The organism is Caproiciproducens sp. CPB-2, from assembly GCF_036287215.1.
Lineage (GTDB): Bacteria > Bacillota > Clostridia > Oscillospirales > Acutalibacteraceae > Caproiciproducens.
On the sequence record NZ_CP142860.1, the window covers coordinates 2939966 to 2957844 of the forward strand.

The following is a 17879-nucleotide window of genomic DNA, read 5'->3' on the forward strand; positions in this document are numbered from 1 at the left end:
TCCCTTAGTTGAGCTTAATTCCATCGCAGTTTTTCATCAACGCTTTGAGCTGTGCGCGCATTTTCTCCACATAGTCGTCAATGTCCGCTTCACTTTCAAGCTGTTTGGCGGGAAAAACGATCTGACGGTTATAAGCCCGGATGATTTTTTTTGGCGCCGGTTTCCCCGCGGGAGTCGGGGCGGGAGTCGGAGCCGGTTTGTTCAGAATCTCCAGTTTACTGCAAGCCTCATCCTTTTGCTCCAGCATGGAGGGAACAAGGCCGTCCAGCAGCGCGAGGCTCTGAAGCTCCTTGATCCTCTGCTTGCGCTGGTCATAGAAAGTGTCTGCCGTTGTAATAACAGTTTTGCAATCGGGATTGCTTCCCGCCGCGCGGTGGATCGCTTCCATACACTGACGGACAATCTCCACCAGTTCATCGCGCTTAGCGGCGAGCAGGCGGTCATGTCCCTCGTGGACGGTACGCATCAGGTCGTTCAGTTCGGGAATGCGCTTGTAAACATATTTTGAATCGCCGACGTTCACGACGATAAACAGGCGAATCTGATTCAGTGCGGTATTGGCTTCTGGCTCTTTGGAAAGGTAGTCCAGTTCGTTTGCCAAATCCCGTTCCAGCTTCACCGCAGAATCAAATACAGTAACCTGATTTTTGAAGAAACCTTCGACCTGCGCCATATCATCCTTGTTGTCGAGCAGGTCATCCGCCTTTTTCAGAACACGATCAATGAGCGCAATATTATCCTTCTGCTGGGAGAGCACATCGTCGATCAGCGTAATGGCGTTTTGAACCAGCGCATGGTCGGGGTATTTGTGACCTTCGTACCGCTTTTCCAGTTCCGCATCATGCTCTTTCTGCTTTGTGAACCTGTCGATGATAAAGGCTATCAGACCGTCCTCATCGGCAGGGACGTCCATCACATCAAAATAGCTGCGGAGGAACTCTTTGACGGCCTTCATTTTTGCCGCTGTGACGATCTGCCTTGTGGAGACAATCGTTTTGCCGATCTCGCTCTTTTTCCGAAGCATATCCGGCAGCTTCGGGTTGTTGGGCTGAATCGTCGTACCTGCATATTTGACGGTGACTTTCTGGTCGTAGATCAACTGCGCCATGACTGCGGCAATGTCGATTTCTTTCCAGCCGTATGGAATTGCCTGATAGCGGCTCTGAATATCGGCCATGGAAGTGGGAAGATTCTTGCGGAACTGCATTTCCAGATGTTCTTCTATTTTCGCGGCAGCTCCGCTGTTCTTGGGAACGCCCATCGTCTGCTGTACCTGGCCGGTTAATATCTTTACAATGTCTTCATCAGATTCCGCGTTTTCTTCTATCAGGTCAAGGCCGCTGTAAACATGGGAGACGAGGTATTCGAGCGCACTGTCAATCTTTGCTTTGGTATCTCCGCCCTTAAAGGTCAGACGTTCTCCGTCCACATAAGATTCGGCGGAATCAATCGCTTTGCGCAGCTCCTCCATGGCAGTCTGCTCATAGGCAGTCGCCTCGTCCTGCTGGTCGCGGATAATATCCTGCACAGATTTCGGAAGCTGCGCGACGTTCCGCTGCTTCACATATTTGCGTATCTTCATGGCGCTTTCCAGCGCTTCGTAGTAATCGGTCTCACCGAGCACCACAATCGCTTGGCCGGAAGATTCGCTCATGAGCCGCAGCTCGGATTTATCAACGGCGTCCGTTGCGACCGTCAGGAACCGCAGGCGCATACCGCCTGTGGCCGCACCGACGATCACGCCGTCTACCATCTTGTCAAAGTCAAAATCGTATTTCCCAAACCGGAATTTCTTTGTTGTGTAAATATCACCGTAAATCATCTGAGCGATCCGCTCCACAATGGAGGAGGTATCGACAGGCGTGTTCTTGACCTCGCGCTGAATATCCTGTTCCTCGTCCGTGAGGAAATTATATGTGTCACCGGTGCGGCCAATGTAGTTCTGGCTGTGTAGCCTGTCCAGAGACGCGCTTACGGCTGCCCGCAGCGTAATCTTATCGGTGCGGATGTCGTCGGCCATCAGAATGATGATATTATCCAGGTTGGCGGGGATGTCGTCCACATAGCGAATCAGATACAGCAGTTTGAGAACGTCCACGTCGTACTGCTCGATGCCCGCGTCGGAATCGGCTGCTCTCTGGCAACGCTCAATAACCCGGCGGATCGAACCGTCAAGAAAGGTATGTACAGTGTCGTAGAAACGGAAGAACGGGACAAGCGTGTACTCGTCACATTCCTGCACCTTCTGGGCGCACTCCTGGAAACCGGAGAGCATAGAACGCTCGCCGCCTGACAGATGCTTGCCGGAATTGCCGTGCTTGCGGATCTCCGCAAAAACCTTTTGGATAATGATAAATTGATAAGGCACAAACGGATAATCCGTTGCAAATTCCGCTGCACCGCTGAACCCTTTAATATCCAGTCTTGAATCGGAAAAGCTGAACAGGTTGCGCAGCACAGAATCATTCTCGTTATAAAGTGTCTCCAGTCGGGGAGCGACCTCGGTTTTTTTCTTCAGGATACGTTTCTGAATGACTTCATCAACCGATGAAGAAGACAGTGAAAGGCGGGTTTTGAAACGAGCCTGAATGCGGGAAAATTCATCCGAGCGAACTTTGATGATCTCGTCTATCGCTTCCTGACCGGTGCATACGACCCACACCTTTCCGCCGCACTCACTGCCGATCTTTTCCGTAAGCGATTGCAGATTCAGCAGCATATCCGTATCGGTTCCGACGTACTGGCCGACTTCATCGACCATAAACAGCAGCCTGAAATTCTTGGGCTTGCTGTCTGTATATTCCTTGATGTCCTCGACCAATCTGGCAATGCTGAACTCGACAGAGGTTTTGTCATTAAACCAGTTCCGGGCATCTTCCTCGCTCATGTCCATGACTTCCATCAGCGTGGGGATAATGTATTTTCCGTTGAACGCAAACGCCTTGCGTTGGTCGATCCATGATTTTCCTTTTTTCTGTTCAAAGACGCGGCGGAATTCCTCGGTCTTACCGCTGTGCTCAATATATTTTTCCAGCATAGCCACCTTCAGATTTTCACCGTAGAATCCGAGATGGTTGTAGAACATCTTTGCAAAAACCCGCAAAACGGCAGTTTTGTCCTTGTTGATGGAGCCCTCGATGTCAATGTTGAAAAGGATAGCTTCTGTTGGACCGTGCGTAGCTTTATCGATCAGCATAAAGGTTCCGGGGTCATCGGAAAACTTTTGACGGAACAGCTCGACCGTAGTGGTATTGCCCACAGGCCGGTTTTCAAGAAGATACGAGAGAATCTTCAGAAAGTGAGATTTACCACTTCCAAAAAAGCCGGAAATCCAAACGCCCATATCGAAGGTCGGTGTATTAAAAGCGTCATCGTAATAATTGAAGAAGGTAATGAAGTGCTTTTTCAGTTCTTTTGTAATGACATACTCATGCACCTCTTGTTCGACGACGTTAGCAGCATCCTGATCAACCTTGATAACGCCGTTTATCGGACGGTTGATGTTGTCTTGAAACATATCGCGGATCATCATAGTGCTTGTCCTCCTTATATGACATTGAATGCCCGGTAATACGGGTTCGGCGTAAGCCGGTCAAACAGCTTCATGTAATTCCCGTCATAGGCTCCCGGATACATAACAAGAATTGGAATATCGGAATAATACGGCTGCAACGCTTCCAGCATTTTATGAACTCTCATAAATGGAAAAACATCTCCAACTCCAGTCAGAAGCAAAACATCGCCTTTCTTACAGGAGCCCTTTTCCTGAATCTTTTCTATAAACTCCGATTCGCTGATCGCCGAATGAAGCTGGTCAAGCAGAAAGACGCTTCCGTCGGTATTTTCCATCTCAGGAATCGTGTCCAGAATGTCCATATCAGAGCAGATGCCGAGGAACGTCTCATAAAGGTTGCATTCGATCAGGTGGCAGCCCAGCGTCTGATCCGTCGTAATCTGTTCAATAAAGTGCCTTGCAATCATTTCTTCCGCTGCTTCATAGCAGAAAATGCGGATATTAACCTCGTTGCTCAAGCCTTTCCCTTCAAGAAAATCTTGATCCTGCACGAGTTTCCGCAGCTTGTCTAATCGCTCTTTAATATTGCTCATAAGGTTGCATCTCTCCCTTAGTTAAAACAATTAAAAGCAGGCAGCGCTAATTCATCGCCGTTGCTTCGGATTTCGTTTTCCAGCATCTGGTTTAACCATACCGGATTGATGTGGTTCGCCTTTATGCTGTCAAGATACTCATTTTCAACGAGGATTTTAACAAGCACCTGCTTGATCTTGGCTACAGTCGAAGCACTCCACGCCGCCACCGAATCATCCTGCTCCTGAAGCCGCATGAAAAATGTATTCAAATCTATTTTACCAAAGGATGTGTCCATTAAACGGTACTTTTCACCGATGACCGTGACCATGAAGTCCCAAACAAGACGGCGTTGTTTCATAATTGCATACAGACAGATTTGCTTTGCAACTTCGGAAGGCTGTGTTGCCAGCGCCTGCGTTAAAGAACTGTTTTTCATTGCGTGGATACGGGCAATACAAGTCCTCGCCATACCCTTAACAGATTTCTCAGTAGGATATTGGAAGAGATTTTCACACTCTATTTTTTGAATTGTTTCTCCGTCGCTCATGCCTTCAGACATGAGCTTCGCAGTAGTTCTCATTTCATAAAAGAGGAATTGCTCTCGCGTGAGTGAGCCTGATCCGTTATACGGCGAATCCAACTTCATTGTTCCTGAACCTCCTCACCCTTTTGAGAAGGCTCAGGAAGAATCTCTGCAATATCATCGAATGAGCAGTTCATCTTTCTGCAAATCCGCACAATCACATCCATGGAAACCGTTTCATTGCGCGACAGTTTTGCAAGGGTATTTGCACTGATTCCAACCTTCTTGGCAAACTCAGTTTTCTTAAGTCCCTTATCGATTAACATTTTGAATAGATTGTTGTAGCATACGTCCATCTCGATGCCCTCCATGTCACAGGTTTAGAAGCAGTGGTAGAAATATTTATATTATAACACATAAAAACGAGTAGACGAGCAACTTATCTTTTTGTTTGCAAATATTTATTTTTTAAAAGATGACTTTTTCGTGCTTTAGGGCCGAAGCGTCTCACAATCATAGAAACCATACTTCGGTTTAGTGTTGAAAGTGCTAAACGAACTTAGCATACAATACCTGTGTTTAGGTGGTTTGTTCTTTCTCTGCCTATAATCGTTTCCTTCAGGTTGGTCCTTCAAGGGGGGCCATCGTGAACCGCTCCTCGGTCCAGAGAATGGCGATAAAGACCCCCTGGCGGAAGGACATGTTTTTTCACTGTTTTACGGCTTGATCTTTTGTACTGAATACAAATTGGAGCTGTTGCTGCCGTTCTCACGGTAGCACGGCTCCTTTTTTATGAAGCCGCGCATGGTGAGATCGCCCAACGCCCGCTTGACCGTGCTGCGAGAGAGATGCAGGTCTTTGGCGATGGTGTTGATACCGGGCCAGCAAGTGCCGCTCCGGTTCGCTCGGTCTTTCAGGTACATGTAGACCGCCTTCGCGCGGTGCGGGATGTCCTCAGCGTAAATGGTTCCGAAATAACTCATACCTTATCCTCCTGCGACTGTGACCTCTGTCTCTGACGCGCTTTTGAATCCCGGAGGCTGTAGTTGGACTGCTGCTGGCTCATGCTGGCCTGCGTGCGCTTGTCGGAGACAGGCACATTCTCAACGGCTTTGTCAGAATGGTAGCGCGTCACGATTCGCCGCTCCAGTTCGTCCTTGTCAGCGTAGGCCACCTTGCGCTCCGCCTTCTCCGGAACCTCGTACACATTATCAAAGGTGATACCCCAGTCGAGGAATAGCCGCAGGCGCGTCTGCATGGGATGGGTCCCGGTTTTCATCACGATGAACTGTCCCTTCGGCAGGCTCTTGAGTTCGTCCGGCATCATCAAGGGACGCTCCATCATCTGAAGGGACTGGCTGGGATCATTCTTGCTGCGGCTAATACTGCCGCTCATGACGGTGCGGCTGCCCAGCGCCTTCGAGAGCACCTCGGCGGTCTGGCTGTTGGGCGCGAAGCCGCCGAAGATCGTGCATTGACAGTTGTCGACGATGATCTCCGAGCCCTCCTTGCCGTAGTTTTTCTGGAGCTGCCCGAAGCTCTGTATGATCGGCACCATGAGCAGGCGGCGGGAACGGGAGGCGGAGAAGATAAGCTGCAGGGATTCGATAGTCGGGATGGTGCCCAACTCGTCGCAGTAGAACACCACGCGGTTCGGCAGCTTCCCGCCATGCTCGTCGGCTACCGAAAGAATCTCCCTGTAGAGTTGTTGGATCATGAGGGACACCATGAAGTATTTCGTCAGGTCTTCTTCCGGCAGTACGATAAAGATGGCGCTCTTGGTATTGCAGAACTTCTCTGCGTCGATGGCGGTATCGAAGCAGAGGATCTGCTCCATCTCGCTATCGAGGAAGGCGTTCAGGCGCGACAGCACCGTACTCATGACGGAGGCCATCGCCTGATCGGAAGAATTGAGCGCCGCGCCGGCAAACCATTTTGCCTTGTGGTCGGGAGGGAGCTTCGCCATCAGAAGCTGGAACTGGCTTTTGCCTCTGACATTTGACGGCTCCAAAAGCTCCTGCACCATTTTGAACACGGAGATGATGTGACGGCGTTCCTCCGGGTGCTCGTCGTCGGGCGGCAGGAACTCCGCCAGAAGCAGGATCACCGAGGTCAGCAGACCTTCCGCCGCGTCATAGAAGAAGGCGTTTTGTCCGTAGTTGGCGCTGTCGCCGGAGGAGTTAATAATGGTCTTAGAGATGATTTTGGCATATTTCTCCGCCTTGGCTTTGGCGGCAAGGTTGCGCTCATCCTTGCGATATTCGTCCATGTATTTGTTGACGAGATGCAGAAGGTTGTTTCCGTCCGAGCGGGTGGGATTGCGCAGATCAATGACGGAGATATTGTAGCCGTAGTAGTCCCGTGCCACGGCTCCGTAGTTGCGGAACAGGTCGCCCTTGGTGTCGGTGCAGAGAAAGCTCATGCCGGTGGCGCAGGCGTATTCCAGGTTGGGATAGAGGAAGAATGCAGTCTTGCCAACTCCGGACGCGCCGATCATCAACGTGTGGACGTCGTCGGTGTCCACCAGCGCCGTGACCTCGTTCTTCCTGCCGACGCTGCCGAGGATGATGCCCTGTTCCTTCGGCTGCTCTTCTCCCTTGCGCCACATCTTTGGGCGAAACGGGATGCGCTTGTAGGTGCGCTCAATTTCCTTTTTTGTGGCGAACCGTGCGGTGCCGTGCTGACCGTCGCCCACCGTGCGGCTCTTGATGCCGTTGAGAGTATAATAATGTGCCAGCAGCGACAGTCCGCCGATGACGGCGAACATGATCGCGCCTGCGGCAATCAGGATATAGATTTTGTCCTGCATGATCTCACTCCATTTCCATAGTCATTTTTTCTTCCGTCTCACAGGCACGCACCAGCTCATCGTTCCAGTCCTTTTCTTCGGAGCGGTCGATCCGGATGTTTTCATAGCCGTATTCAGAGAGAATTCCCGTCAGCCGCTTTGACGCTTTGACGCCGGCGTTGTCGTTGTCAAGACACAGAACGATTTCGCCGAGCAGCGTATATTGCTCCAGCATCCAGAGCATGGCATGCTCGGAGGTTCCGCAGAGGGACACATAGCTGTGCTTCCGCCAGTCCTCCTGATGAAGGCTGATGTACGACAGAAGATCGATGGGCGCTTCAAACACATAGAGCTGATCGGATACGCCGACCCAGTGGAAGCTGTACCTCGGATCACTGCTCTCAATGTTGCCGCGATAGCTTTTTCCGGAGGTATAGATGCTCCGCTTGTGCCCGTGACGGGCAACGCCGTGTTCATCATTTCCGACGAACACGGCGTTGTGGTAGATCTTCGTTTTATCTGCGGATGGCTCCGCGCTCTCAAAGATGAGTCCGGCGCGGGCGAACTCTGTCAGCACATCCCGGTTGATGCAGCGGCTCTGCAGGAGGTAGGCGTAGACCCGCCGCATATCCGTGTGCGCGGGCGGGAGTGCGAAAGGTTTCCGCTGCTCTGCGGGTTCTTTCCTCGCCGGGAGATACCCGATCCCACTCTCCCCGCCGAGAAGTGCGGTCACTGCGTCAGGGAAAGACAGACCATAGAACTTCTGAACAAAATCGATGGCAAGACCGCCCTGCTCTGTGGCGTGATCGAACCACTGGTTGCCCCGGACGGTGACGCTGTGATCCGAGGCGAGGCGCTTGTCCCGTCCGGAGGGAAGAAGCTTTTCACCCCGCCTGCGGAGAAACTCCGGCAGGTCGACGGAGTTGGCCCGGCGCTTTTGTTCCTCGGTAAAATGAATATACTGTGCGATGATACTCGCCTCCAATCTCAGTAGGGAATGATGTAGTCCTGCCGCTGCTCCTGATCGTCCTCCTTGTGACCCTGGGCAATCTTCTTCTCCTTCATCTTTCTGCGGAGCTTCTTGTCGATGCCATAACCAACGCCTCCTCGCTGCGGCGGCGTACTATTCTGAAAGACTCGGCTCATGTGATGGAGCAGTCTGGTGGCGGAAAGAAAAACAGACGGGTTCTGTGCAGCCACCGCCCAATGCTCTGTGTAGAACTGCGCATACGTGTTGTCCTGTTCCGCTGACTGGGTAAACCACCTCAGAGCGGCTTTCTTGTCCTGCGGTACATCTTCGCCGACGAGATACAGCTTGCCGAGCGTATACATGGCGTTTGCATTTCCCGATTCTGCCGCGTCGGTGAAATACCGAACCGCCTCCGGGATGTCTTTCCTCACGATATCCCCTTGAAGGAGCAGTTTGCCGAAGGCATATTCCGCATCTTGGTTTCCACTGTTGGCGAGCCGAAGCAGCATCGCCGCCGCATCACGAACCGCATCCGGCGTTGACTCGCGCGCGTGAATAATTTTGACCAGCTTCCGTACATTCTCTGGGGCTTTTTGCTTGTCCGATGGGGCTTCCTCGAAGGTGGACTCGTGGCCGAGCAGCTTTGCTGCTTCCGTGACAACCATATTGCTGATGGGCTTGAATTCCTTCTGCCGCGAAAGCGGCGGCAGTTCCGGCATCTCGTCCTGATAGGTGCTGACGATATCCGTGCGGATGTCATACCAGAGCCGGTAGGCTTCCGCTACGCGCGCGTCCCGCGCCAGTTCGTCCACGATCTCATCCACCATGGCCCTGACCGGTGCCTGCAGATAGCCATACTGCATCTTACCCTTGTGTGCGGACAGCTTTGCGGCGAGTTGCCCCGTCAGCTTCTCGATGCGCTCGCTTCGGATCGTGCCGCTCGCCATCTGCGCGATGAGCTCCTGATACAGCTTTCGCGCGTTTGTCTTGAGCGCGTCGCGGCGCTGGGTGTCGGCAGCATACAGCTCCCGGAGCTGCTCCGGGAAGATATTCTGTGCCAGCGAGGATTTGATCTGCGTGATGCCATGCTCGGTGAGGAAACCTTCGGTCGGATCGGTGGAATAAATGATCATATGGATATGCGGATGGTGGCTCTTGTCGTGGAAGGCCGCGTACCAGCGCAGATGCTCGGGCCTTATCTTGTATCCCTTCGCAAGCTCGGCGGTGCAGGAGCAGAGCATGGCGCGCCAGCTCTCCGGCGACTCGAAGCCCATAGCGTGTGCGTCCTCGCGCCGCAGCGAAATCACCGGCGTCCATACAACGCCGGGATGCTCCGCGATCTCCTTCTGCACCTGGGAGATTACCAGCTTTTTACCCGTACCGTCGAAGAGGCCGTTGGCATCCAGCTTGGCAACGCCGGGGCGCATACCGATGTAGTCCACATAGTTTTCACGTTTGCCGATCTGATTGAGATTCTGTTCCAGCGCGGTCTGGATAAAGTCCGAAGCGTTTTCCCGCGTCGGTCGGGCGAGGTAATCCTCATACTCGAACCGCTTTTTCGCTGAAGGAAAATCTTTGACCAGCTGGCGGATGAGCCGGTCCTGCTTTTCCGTCGCCGGTTTCAGCCTGTCGGCATCCACTACCGGCGCGACGCCCTCTCGGGTTGCGATGTAGCGGATGAGATACGAGAGGTGCGCCGCGCTGCTGTGCCCGCTTTTAAAATGCGGTGAGATGAAAATAATGCGCGGCATTATTACTCATCCTCCCCGGTGAGCAGATCGAGACTGTACTCCAGCGGGCACGGATCGGCGTAGACTTTCTCATAGGTGAGCCTGTCGCCGAGCTGTTTGACTTCGCCCACCGCCTTGCCATGTACATATTTCAACTGTTCAGGACTGACCTTGAACATACCCGCGATGATATTCCATGTTTTCGCTTCCTCCACCGAGAGGCGAAAGAGATTGCGGTTGACATGCGCGCCGAAGCTGTCCAGTGTGCCGTGAAGTACCTGCGATAAAACCGGTGCAAGATATTCCGACGCATCCTTTGTATTGAGATACCCGGCGTAGAACCGCAGGGCGTTTTCAGTGAACTCATTGAGCGACTGGCAGTTGTCTTTCGGCATCGCCTCTCTGACAATGCGTTCCGTATCTGCCCCAAGCCGAACGGTATATCTGTATTTTTCTTCTGACATATTTTCCTCCTGAAACCGGGTGTAGTGATGGCTTTAGTGCATGGGGAAAGCCTGACGCAACGCAGGTTTACGGGGCGGCATAGTGCGAAATGCGGTGCAAACTCTCAAATCTGGTGCGTCTGGCCGCTCTTTTCAACACCACGCAAAGCCCTGTAAAACTGCGCCCCGGCCCGCTCTGCGGGACGGTGTGACAGGCGGTGATGATGTCACCGCTTTATCCTGTACTAAAATCGTGAGCTTGAGCCCGCTCCCGAATCTCCCTAACACAGCCCCAACAGGGTGGTCAAGCCCTGCCGGGGGTATCCTTTCTCGCCACCCTGTCCAAAAGCCGCTCACAGGGCGACACAGGCGGCAACGTGCGGTCACTTGATCGGTTCCATTTTCGTCGTATCTTCTCCGCTGGGCGGAACAGGCGAGTGAACTGGTTTCGCCGCAGGCATTTTTGGAGCGAGTGATTTTGTTGGACGTTTGGACTTGACAGCGGGAGTGCTCTTGCTGTCGAGATACTCACGAAGAGGTTCCGGTACTGTTTTTTCATACAGCTCGGCAAGATCTTTTTCCATGCGCTGCTGTGCGGTGGTGTTTTCCTTTTGTAAAGAGAAATCCAGTGCCGACAGCTTTTCCTCATCAAAAGGAATTGTAATATTGGTTTTGCTCATATTCGTTTCCTCCAATCAAAATGTAATGAATCGCATAAATGGTTGTGCATCGGGTTCGTGTTCTGCAAACTGCTCGGGCAGTGCGAAGCGATTTTTGTAATATTCAATCTGTGAATTGGTGAGGGATGCGAAGTCACCTTCACCATTGTCCCGGACAACGAAAAACGGCCCGCAGAGGATATCATCTCCGAGCCGCCTGTTCATTTCCATGCCGTTCAGCTTTCCTTCTTCGTTTACTACGATGATGGAACCGTCATCCATATAAACGCATTCTATGAGGCCGTCCACCTCTGCCTGCAGGCTGTTGAGATCCGAACCGATATCTATTTCCTCGGGAGCCTTTCCTGGCTCGACTCGCAGGATGTGCAAGGTTTTATTTTCTGATTTTTTCATGGTGTTGCCTCCGCTTCTGAAATGTAGTTGATGTATGGAATCTGCAGCCATGCCGTCCAACTCCTCTCAGAGAGCTGCGTCTTGACCACGCCGTATTTGGTGCCCATTGCTTCAATGACCTCGCCGTTCCCGATGTACACGCCGATATGGCCGCTGTGCCATACGGCGAGGCCCGGCGTATCCGGCATGGTGGACATATCTCCCTTGACTGTGGCGTTGTTGTACATCCCGTCCGCGCCAACATCCGGCATCCCGTTGATGCCATAGCTGATGCTCATGGTGGACGTGTCCAGCCATCCATAGCCCTTGATGAGTCCTACGCAGTCGGTTGTTCTGCGTCCCAGCCAGTTCTGCCGGATGAAATCCTCATAGTTACCCACGCCGTCAGGATACTGTGCCAGTTTGGACGCGAAGAGCGAATCCGTAAGGACGGAGCCATAGGTGCCCCAGACATAGCCCCAGCCGTTTTCCCATGCGTTCTCCGCATAGGTCACGAGGTCGAGATTGTTCTTCATAGTGGGATCGGCGAAGGCGGAGACGTCCAACTCGATGCTCACGCCGTCGCCTCGGGCATACCCACCGGAGAAGGTATCTCCGCCGCTGTGCGTCCGGGAGTATACCTCATCCGCATTCCTCCGCACCGCGTCGGTAATCTCTACGCCCATCTTGGAATGGATGTTGGCGTATGCCGTTTCCAGCGAAACCGGCACGGCGACGGTATAGGTTTCCGAATGTTCCGTGCCGTTGTCATCGGTCCAGGTGTGGGTTCGTTCCTCATAGCTCGCGAAGCAGTCCACGAACTGCTCAATGCCAACGGTGCCGGGGTTTTCCTCGCCGAAATACAGAGAATAGAAAACGGCCTTGACCCGATTGGAGTCAAGGCCGCTTCCGTCTTCCGCCATGGCGTTGACAGACGCCACATTGCTGTCCACGATGGCGAGGCTGTTTTGCATATCCGTGATGTGCTGCCGGTATGCTTCCGGAACGGAGCCTGCGATCATGCCGCCGTAGTAGCAGAGGTCGAGCACCGCCGCGTTGTGATCCGCGCCGCCCGACATAAAGCTGCACACAACGACCAGCAGGAGAATGAGCGGCGAGAGGATGGCGGCGATGATCCAGCCCACGGTTTTGCGGAGCTTTTCGCTGGTGAGGACGCTGGCGGCGATCTTCGCCGCCGCTGCCGCAGAGAGCGCCATCAGCGACCACCTGCCTTGCCGAACAGTTTTTCCTTATACGCCGGGGCATGAATTACGAGGTTGTACCGCTCGTTGCCGCATTTGTAGAGGCAGACGCCCCGCTGGGGGAAGCGGATGAGATTGTACTCGGATTCTTCGAGCTGGAGCGTATCCATATAAAACTTCTTGTCGATGTTGCCGGCGTTGAACAGGAAGGTGTGGGTCGGGATGCTGAACAGCGGCTTTGTCAGCTCAGCGATGCCGGGGATGGCGAAGTCCTCGAGGTTCTGGCTGGCGAGGATGACGCTGGATTCCTTTTTGCGAACACGCTTCATGAAATTACGGATGTACTCAATTGCGGTCAGGTTCGTCAGGAACAGGTACAGCTCGTCGATGCTGGCGGCGGTGTTGCCCTCGGTCAGCAGCTTATCCGACATGAAGGACAGCACGTTGAACAGCAGGGCGTTCTTCACGTTTTTACTGGCCTGCAAGAGTCCTTTCACGCCGAATACTACGAAGCGGGAGCTGGTTACGTTGGTGTAGCCGTTGAAGAACTGGCTTTCCGCGCCCTGACACATGGAGTGGAGCCCCAGCAGGATGTCCTGAAGCAATTCCGCTGTGTAGAGCTGAAACTTCTGCGCGTCGTAGGCTTTGTATTCCGCCTCGATCAGCTCATAGAGATCGGAGAGGATGGGATAGTCCTCCGGCGTCAGCTTTGAGAAGTCGGTTCGATCGCTGATGCCCCATTTTTCATACAGCTTTCCCAACATCAGTTCGATCACATCAATATGCTTATCATCGAAATCCTTGTAACACCTGAAAAAATCCTTGAGGAAAGAGATGTGCTGCGAGAGCTTGGTGGTCTGCCGAAAGGTCTGCGGCGCGTCCTTATCGTCCGCGCCGCTGCCGTCGTCCCATGTCTTGGCTTCCAGCGGATTGATCATGTACTGGCCGCTCATGAGGTCGACGAAGCATCCACCGAGATTTTCCGTGAGATCGACGTATTCATGCTCCGGGTCCAGGCACAGGACATTCTTGCCGCTTTCCAAGATGTTGCACAGGAGCAATTTGAGCAGATAGCTTTTGCCCTGGCCGCTGTTGCCGAGAATGAGGCAGCATGGGTTGGTCTTGTCGTCGTCCCGCTTATCAAGGTCGACGAGGATATTACTGCCGAACTTATCGCGCCCGATGTAGAAGCCATGGGCGTCGGTCTTGCCGGAGTAGTTGAAGGGATAGAGGTTGGCGACCGAGCTGGCGGGCAGAACGCGCTCGAACTGAGCCCCGAACACGTTCCATCCACTGGGGCCGACGCAGAGGAAGCCCTGCTGCTGACGGAGCAGGAGCCTGTCCACATTGAGCTTGCTCCGTACCAGTTCCGTCAGCACGTCGGTCTGGAGCAGCTTCAGTTCATCATATTCGTGTGCGATGAGCTCAATATAAACCGCGCAGTGGAGGAGTGGCTCGCGGTTGCGGTGCATGGCAGATACCAGCGCGGTCACATCCTGCAGATTGCTCTCGGCGGTGACCGTCTGCTGGAGGTCGTTGGTGTTGGAACCTGCCATGCGGTTTTTGTTGGCTGCGTTGTGAATAATCGTTTTTTCCTCACTCGGCGTAACCTGCCGGGTGTAGATGCGGAGCGTCACGCCGTCCTTCTCACCCAGATGCCGCAGGATCGCCTGCTCGTCCGTCGCCGTGGGATACTCTCGCAACGCCCACACGCACCGATAAGTGTTTCCGCAGATGAAATGATCCACATTGAATTTGATGATCCCCGGCGCGATCATGTCGAGGAACTCCTTGATCTGAGTTTCCTGCGTTGGGGTCGCGCTTTTTTTACTGTGTTTACCCAATTGGGTTACCTCCTGATTCTTATTCACCGAGGATGATCCAGCGATCTCCGTCATTGTCCTCGTATTTTTCCGTTGTGACATTCTGCTCGTAGTAAACGCCGAGGAGCCGTTTGATGCCCTCGCTCTTGCACAGACGCACGGTGAATCCCTGATCTTTGAGAGATTTTTCTATCGTCATCAGGTGAGAGTGCACATCCGTTTCCTTTTCTCTTTTCAGGCGCACGATGATGAGGAACTCGCGGGCGGTCGCCATCTGCACCTGCAGGCGGTCGAGGCTGACAGCGTCCAGTTCCAGCAGCTTCCGGACGGCTGGCAGGTTCTCTGCGTTCGTTCGCTCTTTCAGAAAGGTCTTGTTTTCCTCGAAGTTCTCCCGGCTGTTGATGCAGAGCATCTCCACCTCCGTCTGGCCTTTGAGGACGGTCATCAGAGCGTAGATCCGCGCCGCCACACTGGCGTCGGACAGAACGCTAATGTTGGTCGGCTTGATCAAAAAAAAGACCAGCTCTCCATGACTGGTCAGAAGGCTGTATTCGGAGATCCCGTCGATGCCGATGAGCTGGCGTGTGGACTGCCGCTCACGCTCGGCGTTCTTCTTTTTTCTGCTCACGTTTTTATCCTCCAGTAGTAGATCTGCTGCTTCCCGAAAAAGAAAGCGAAGGCGTTCACGATAAAATCGCGGATGCTGGTCCCGTCAAAGCGGATGGTGAGAAAAGCATATACCGCCGTTGCCACAATGGGAAGGAAGAAGCGGAGTTGGGCCAGCGCAAAGACAGAAAGCAGAAGCCCTACGCCGATGATGCCCACATCCCGCAGTTCCCACAGGAACAGCGTTGCCTTGGCCTTCAGGTTGTCAGGGTATAGATACAAATATTTCACCTCCAAAAGTTTTGGGGCCGCCTCCCGGCAACCCCGCGCGGTCATTTTTGATTATGCGATGTTCGCGTCGTCCAGCGCTTTTTGGATCAGTCCCAGCACGAACTCCCGCTGGCTTACCTTCTTGCCGGTACGCTCCGACTCGCTGTCGAGGTAACACTTGATCCGCTGGAACAGTTCCTCTGGGATCTGAAACGCCATGGTTCTGGTGCCTTCCATTTTTCGTCCTTCTTTCAGATTGTAGTATTCGGTGATGAGCGCGGTGACGTATTGGCTGAGCGTCTGGCCCGACTGCTCCTGCTCCGTCCGTACTCTGGCGTGCAGGGACGCCGGTATCTGCGCGCACAGGTTCTTATAGTTCTCCATAGATTTCGGCTCCTTTCCTGATTTGCAAGCCAAGTATAGCGGGAGCGCGGCGCAATAGCTATGACCAGAACCAACGAAGAATATGGGCTAAGTGAAGCATATTACCTACTGCCCGCCGCTCTCAGTACGGCGGCGATGCCGTGCAGCACGAATGTTACGCACGGGATCGCAACGCTGTTGCCCAGCGACTTGTAACGGGCGCTGTCCGACGCGCCGGAGATCTCCGTCCAGCCGTCCGGGAAGCCCTGGAGGCGTTCACACTCCAGAGGCGTCAGGCGGCGGATGAGCTGCCGCTGTTCGGTATCCGGCTGGCAGATGAGATCGGTGGCGTCCTTGTGCTGGCGCGCGCTTTCCGTACTGGCGACGTCCTGCTCCACGAACTGATCCACGCGCTGCCGATTGAAGACTGCGTGATGATCCGTGGCGGTAAGGGTATAGGAAATATCCGCCTGCCAGCCGAGACCGTTGCCGCCGTTTTGCGGCTGCCGGTCAATGGCGTTGCCAGTGATGCAGATGGTATCCGGTTCGCGTGAAACCAGAGGGACGTTGTTGCCGCCGGTCCCATACCGGGCCGACATGGTGGGCGCGACTTTGTGCGGGCCGGAGTATCTGGCGTCGATTCCGTGGTTTTCGTATACCAGCGGCTGATGCCCTTTCTCATCGGCACGGAGCGTGCCGGTGTAATCGAGAGACAGATCCATGCGCTGCCCGCCCTGGTCGTTCAGGCACAAAATGGACGGCATCATGCTTCCGCTGGCTGAGGCTTTCAGCGTGGGCGCGCGTTCCTCCTGATACCCGATGGTCCCGGCAGACGGCCCGGCCCCGGCGCAGAATCCGGCTACATTATGGGAGTCAATTAGACTTGGCAATGAGGACGTGGCGTTTTTTGCTATACCCGCCTGCCGTTCCAGCGCCGCTTCAAGCTGTGCCGGCAGATTTTTGCCGCGCTCCTCAGCCCTGCGGAGGATTCCCAGGCAAGCTGTCCTGCTCAAATAGTATCGACGGGGCACTGTCGCCTGTAAAATCCGCGACAAGGAAGATTCGACGGCGTCTTTGGGCGACGCCCCAGTATTGAGCGTCCAGTACTCGCCAAGCAAGGGAGCATTGGTTTCCCAGCACGGCCCCAGCAGATTCCCACCGCCCGGACGCAGGTCGAGGAATTGAAAGTCTGTCGTCCGCAATTCGGATGGTTTCTTCGAGGACCGCCCGGAAGTCCTCGCCGTCTGCCGAGGAGAAGGCTCCGGGGACATTTTCCCACACCATAAATCTGGGCCGAACAAGGTGAGCTGTTCGGCCTCGCAATCTGTCTGCATCTCTCATCTCCTTTACGACACGGGTTTGTTCCATAAAAAGGCCGGAACGGACGCCGGCCAACCCGGCTCTCGCTCCGGCCACGGAGAGATCCTGGCACGGGCTGCCGCCGCAGATGATGTCCACAGGCGGCAGCGCCGCTCCATTGAGCTTCGTGATATCTCCGACGTGGACCATATCCGGGAACCGCAGCTTTGTTACCTCGATGGGAAAGGCTTCGATCTCGCTGGCCCAGACGGGCATGACGCCATTGTGGACTGCCGCCAGAGGGAAGCCTCCGATTTCATCGAAAAGGCTTCCCATCTTCAGCATGGCTTACAGCCGCATTGAGCAGAATGGATGCCTTTCCGCAAACGGCCTTTCTCTTTCTGCCATTTTCTGTGCCGCCACATATTTTATGGGTATGCCGAGTTTCCGGGCGGCATCGATCTCACTCTGCATACCGCGGGATACCGTATCGCTGAAAACCCACAGCTCGTCACAGTGAGCCAGCGCCTCTTTACCCATGTCGAGACCGAGCCGTCTGTCGTCGGAGTCATGTTCGTTCAGCACCTGCGGATACAGCAAATGAGGTGCAAAAAAAGCGTGCCCTTCGTTCATCACGAACCGGCACGCATCCTTTGCAAATTCCGTATTTCGTTCAATGTCCCCGGCATAGGGGGACGCTACATAAATGAGCTTCATGTT

The 17879-nt window shown here is 53.9% G+C and carries 17 protein-coding genes and 1 pseudogene; all 18 read right to left on the reverse strand.

Annotated elements, in window-relative coordinates; translation table 11 throughout:
- Positions 1 to 4 precede the first annotated feature (4 nt).
- Positions 5 to 3532 (reverse strand): BREX system P-loop protein BrxC, encoded by a 3528-nt coding sequence (gene brxC / locus VXK30_RS14565; RefSeq protein ID WP_275713591.1) that lies wholly within the window; start codon positions 3530 to 3532, stop codon positions 5 to 7.
- Positions 3533 to 3546: 14 nt separating this feature from the next.
- A complete protein-coding gene (locus VXK30_RS14570; RefSeq protein ID WP_442867954.1) occupies positions 3547 to 4032 on the reverse strand; it encodes a DUF1788 domain-containing protein in 486 nt (161 codons plus the stop codon).
- A 92-nt stretch (positions 4033 to 4124) separates the two neighbouring features.
- Positions 4125 to 4736, reverse strand: a complete 612-nt coding sequence (locus VXK30_RS14575) for a DUF1819 family protein (protein WP_275713589.1) — start codon at positions 4734 to 4736, stop codon at positions 4125 to 4127.
- The gene (locus VXK30_RS14580) at positions 4733 to 4969 is read right to left on the reverse strand and encodes a helix-turn-helix domain-containing protein (protein ID WP_275713588.1); all 237 of its coding nucleotides are present in this window, start codon (positions 4967 to 4969) and stop codon (positions 4733 to 4735) included. The genes VXK30_RS14575 and VXK30_RS14580 overlap by 4 nt, the downstream gene beginning before the upstream one ends.
- A 360-nt stretch (positions 4970 to 5329) precedes the next feature.
- Positions 5330 to 5596, reverse strand: coding sequence for a helix-turn-helix domain-containing protein (locus VXK30_RS14585; protein WP_275713587.1), 267 nt, complete (start codon positions 5594 to 5596; stop codon positions 5330 to 5332).
- Positions 5593 to 7422, reverse strand: a complete 1830-nt coding sequence (locus VXK30_RS14590) for a VirD4-like conjugal transfer protein, CD1115 family (RefSeq protein ID WP_275713586.1) — start codon at positions 7420 to 7422, stop codon at positions 5593 to 5595. Before VXK30_RS14590 ends, VXK30_RS14585 begins: the two co-directional genes overlap by 4 nt.
- A 4-nt stretch (positions 7423 to 7426) precedes the next feature.
- Entirely contained in the window at positions 7427 to 8386 is a 960-nt protein-coding gene (locus VXK30_RS14595) for a DUF3991 and toprim domain-containing protein (RefSeq protein WP_275713585.1), read from the reverse strand.
- 2 nt (positions 8387 to 8388) lie between these two features.
- A complete protein-coding gene (gene mobP3, locus VXK30_RS14600; protein ID WP_275713584.1) occupies positions 8389 to 10122 on the reverse strand; it encodes a MobP3 family relaxase in 1734 nt (577 codons plus the stop codon).
- A 2-nt stretch (positions 10123 to 10124) separates the two neighbouring features.
- Complete coding sequence (locus tag VXK30_RS14605) at positions 10125 to 10565, reverse strand: hypothetical protein (protein WP_275713583.1); 441 nt, start codon at positions 10563 to 10565, stop codon at positions 10125 to 10127.
- A gap of 362 nt (positions 10566 to 10927) precedes the next feature.
- On the reverse strand, positions 10928 to 11224 hold the full coding sequence (locus VXK30_RS14610; RefSeq protein ID WP_275713582.1) for a DUF6103 family protein: 297 nt from the start codon (positions 11222 to 11224) through the stop codon (positions 10928 to 10930).
- Positions 11225 to 11239: 15 nt separating this feature from the next.
- Positions 11240 to 11617 (reverse strand): DUF3846 domain-containing protein, encoded by a 378-nt coding sequence (locus tag VXK30_RS14615; protein WP_275713581.1) that lies wholly within the window; start codon positions 11615 to 11617, stop codon positions 11240 to 11242.
- Positions 11614 to 12813, reverse strand: a complete 1200-nt coding sequence (locus tag VXK30_RS14620; protein ID WP_275713580.1) for a hypothetical protein — start codon at positions 12811 to 12813, stop codon at positions 11614 to 11616. The genes VXK30_RS14615 and VXK30_RS14620 overlap by 4 nt, the downstream gene beginning before the upstream one ends.
- Positions 12813 to 14576, reverse strand: coding sequence for a VirB4 family type IV secretion system protein (locus tag VXK30_RS14625; RefSeq protein ID WP_275713663.1), 1764 nt, complete (start codon positions 14574 to 14576; stop codon positions 12813 to 12815). The genes VXK30_RS14620 and VXK30_RS14625 overlap by 1 nt, the downstream gene beginning before the upstream one ends.
- An 85-nt stretch (positions 14577 to 14661) precedes the next feature.
- The gene (locus VXK30_RS14630; protein ID WP_275713579.1) at positions 14662 to 15249 is read right to left on the reverse strand and encodes a hypothetical protein; all 588 of its coding nucleotides are present in this window, start codon (positions 15247 to 15249) and stop codon (positions 14662 to 14664) included.
- A complete protein-coding gene (locus VXK30_RS14635) occupies positions 15246 to 15509 on the reverse strand; it encodes a hypothetical protein (protein ID WP_275713578.1) in 264 nt (87 codons plus the stop codon). Before VXK30_RS14635 ends, VXK30_RS14630 begins: the two co-directional genes overlap by 4 nt.
- Before the next feature lie 60 nt (positions 15510 to 15569).
- Entirely contained in the window at positions 15570 to 15881 is a 312-nt protein-coding gene (locus VXK30_RS14640) for a 4-oxalocrotonate tautomerase (protein WP_275713577.1), read from the reverse strand.
- Positions 15882 to 15982: 101 nt separating this feature from the next.
- A pseudogene (locus VXK30_RS14645) lies at positions 15983 to 17504 on the reverse strand (DNA cytosine methyltransferase).
- Positions 17505 to 17507: 3 nt separating this feature from the next.
- Positions 17508 to 17876 carry a DUF7768 domain-containing protein gene (locus VXK30_RS14650; protein ID WP_275713576.1) on the reverse strand — a complete coding sequence of 123 codons (369 nt, stop codon included), beginning with the start codon at positions 17874 to 17876 and terminating at the stop codon, positions 17508 to 17510.
- Positions 17877 to 17879 lie beyond the last annotated feature (3 nt).

Bases quoted from the DNA above. Each gene is read 5' to 3' on its own strand.
- brxC (WP_275713591.1), bottom strand. From the start codon at position 3,532: ATGATGATCCGCGATATGTTTCAAGACAACATCAACCGTCCGATAAAC.
- VXK30_RS14575 (WP_275713589.1), bottom strand. From the start codon at position 4,736: ATGAAGTTGGATTCGCCGTATAACGGATCAGGCTCACTCACGCGAGAG.
- VXK30_RS14580 (WP_275713588.1), bottom strand. From the start codon at position 4,969: ATGGACGTATGCTACAACAATCTATTCAAAATGTTAATCGATAAGGGA.
- VXK30_RS14585 (WP_275713587.1), bottom strand. From the start codon at position 5,596: ATGAGTTATTTCGGAACCATTTACGCTGAGGACATCCCGCACCGCGCG.
- VXK30_RS14590 (WP_275713586.1), bottom strand. From the start codon at position 7,422: ATGCAGGACAAAATCTATATCCTGATTGCCGCAGGCGCGATCATGTTC.
- mobP3 (WP_275713584.1), bottom strand. From the start codon at position 10,122: ATGCCGCGCATTATTTTCATCTCACCGCATTTTAAAAGCGGGCACAGC.
- VXK30_RS14605 (WP_275713583.1), bottom strand. From the start codon at position 10,565: ATGTCAGAAGAAAAATACAGATATACCGTTCGGCTTGGGGCAGATACG.
- VXK30_RS14610 (WP_275713582.1), bottom strand. From the start codon at position 11,224: ATGAGCAAAACCAATATTACAATTCCTTTTGATGAGGAAAAGCTGTCG.
- VXK30_RS14615 (WP_275713581.1), bottom strand. From the start codon at position 11,617: ATGAAAAAATCAGAAAATAAAACCTTGCACATCCTGCGAGTCGAGCCA.
- VXK30_RS14620 (WP_275713580.1), bottom strand. From the start codon at position 12,813: ATGGCGCTCTCTGCGGCAGCGGCGGCGAAGATCGCCGCCAGCGTCCTC.
- VXK30_RS14625 (WP_275713663.1), bottom strand. From the start codon at position 14,576: ATGATCGCGCCGGGGATCATCAAATTCAATGTGGATCATTTCATCTGC.
- VXK30_RS14640 (WP_275713577.1), bottom strand. From the start codon at position 15,881: ATGGAGAACTATAAGAACCTGTGCGCGCAGATACCGGCGTCCCTGCAC.
- VXK30_RS14650 (WP_275713576.1), bottom strand. From the start codon at position 17,876: ATGAAGCTCATTTATGTAGCGTCCCCCTATGCCGGGGACATTGAACGA.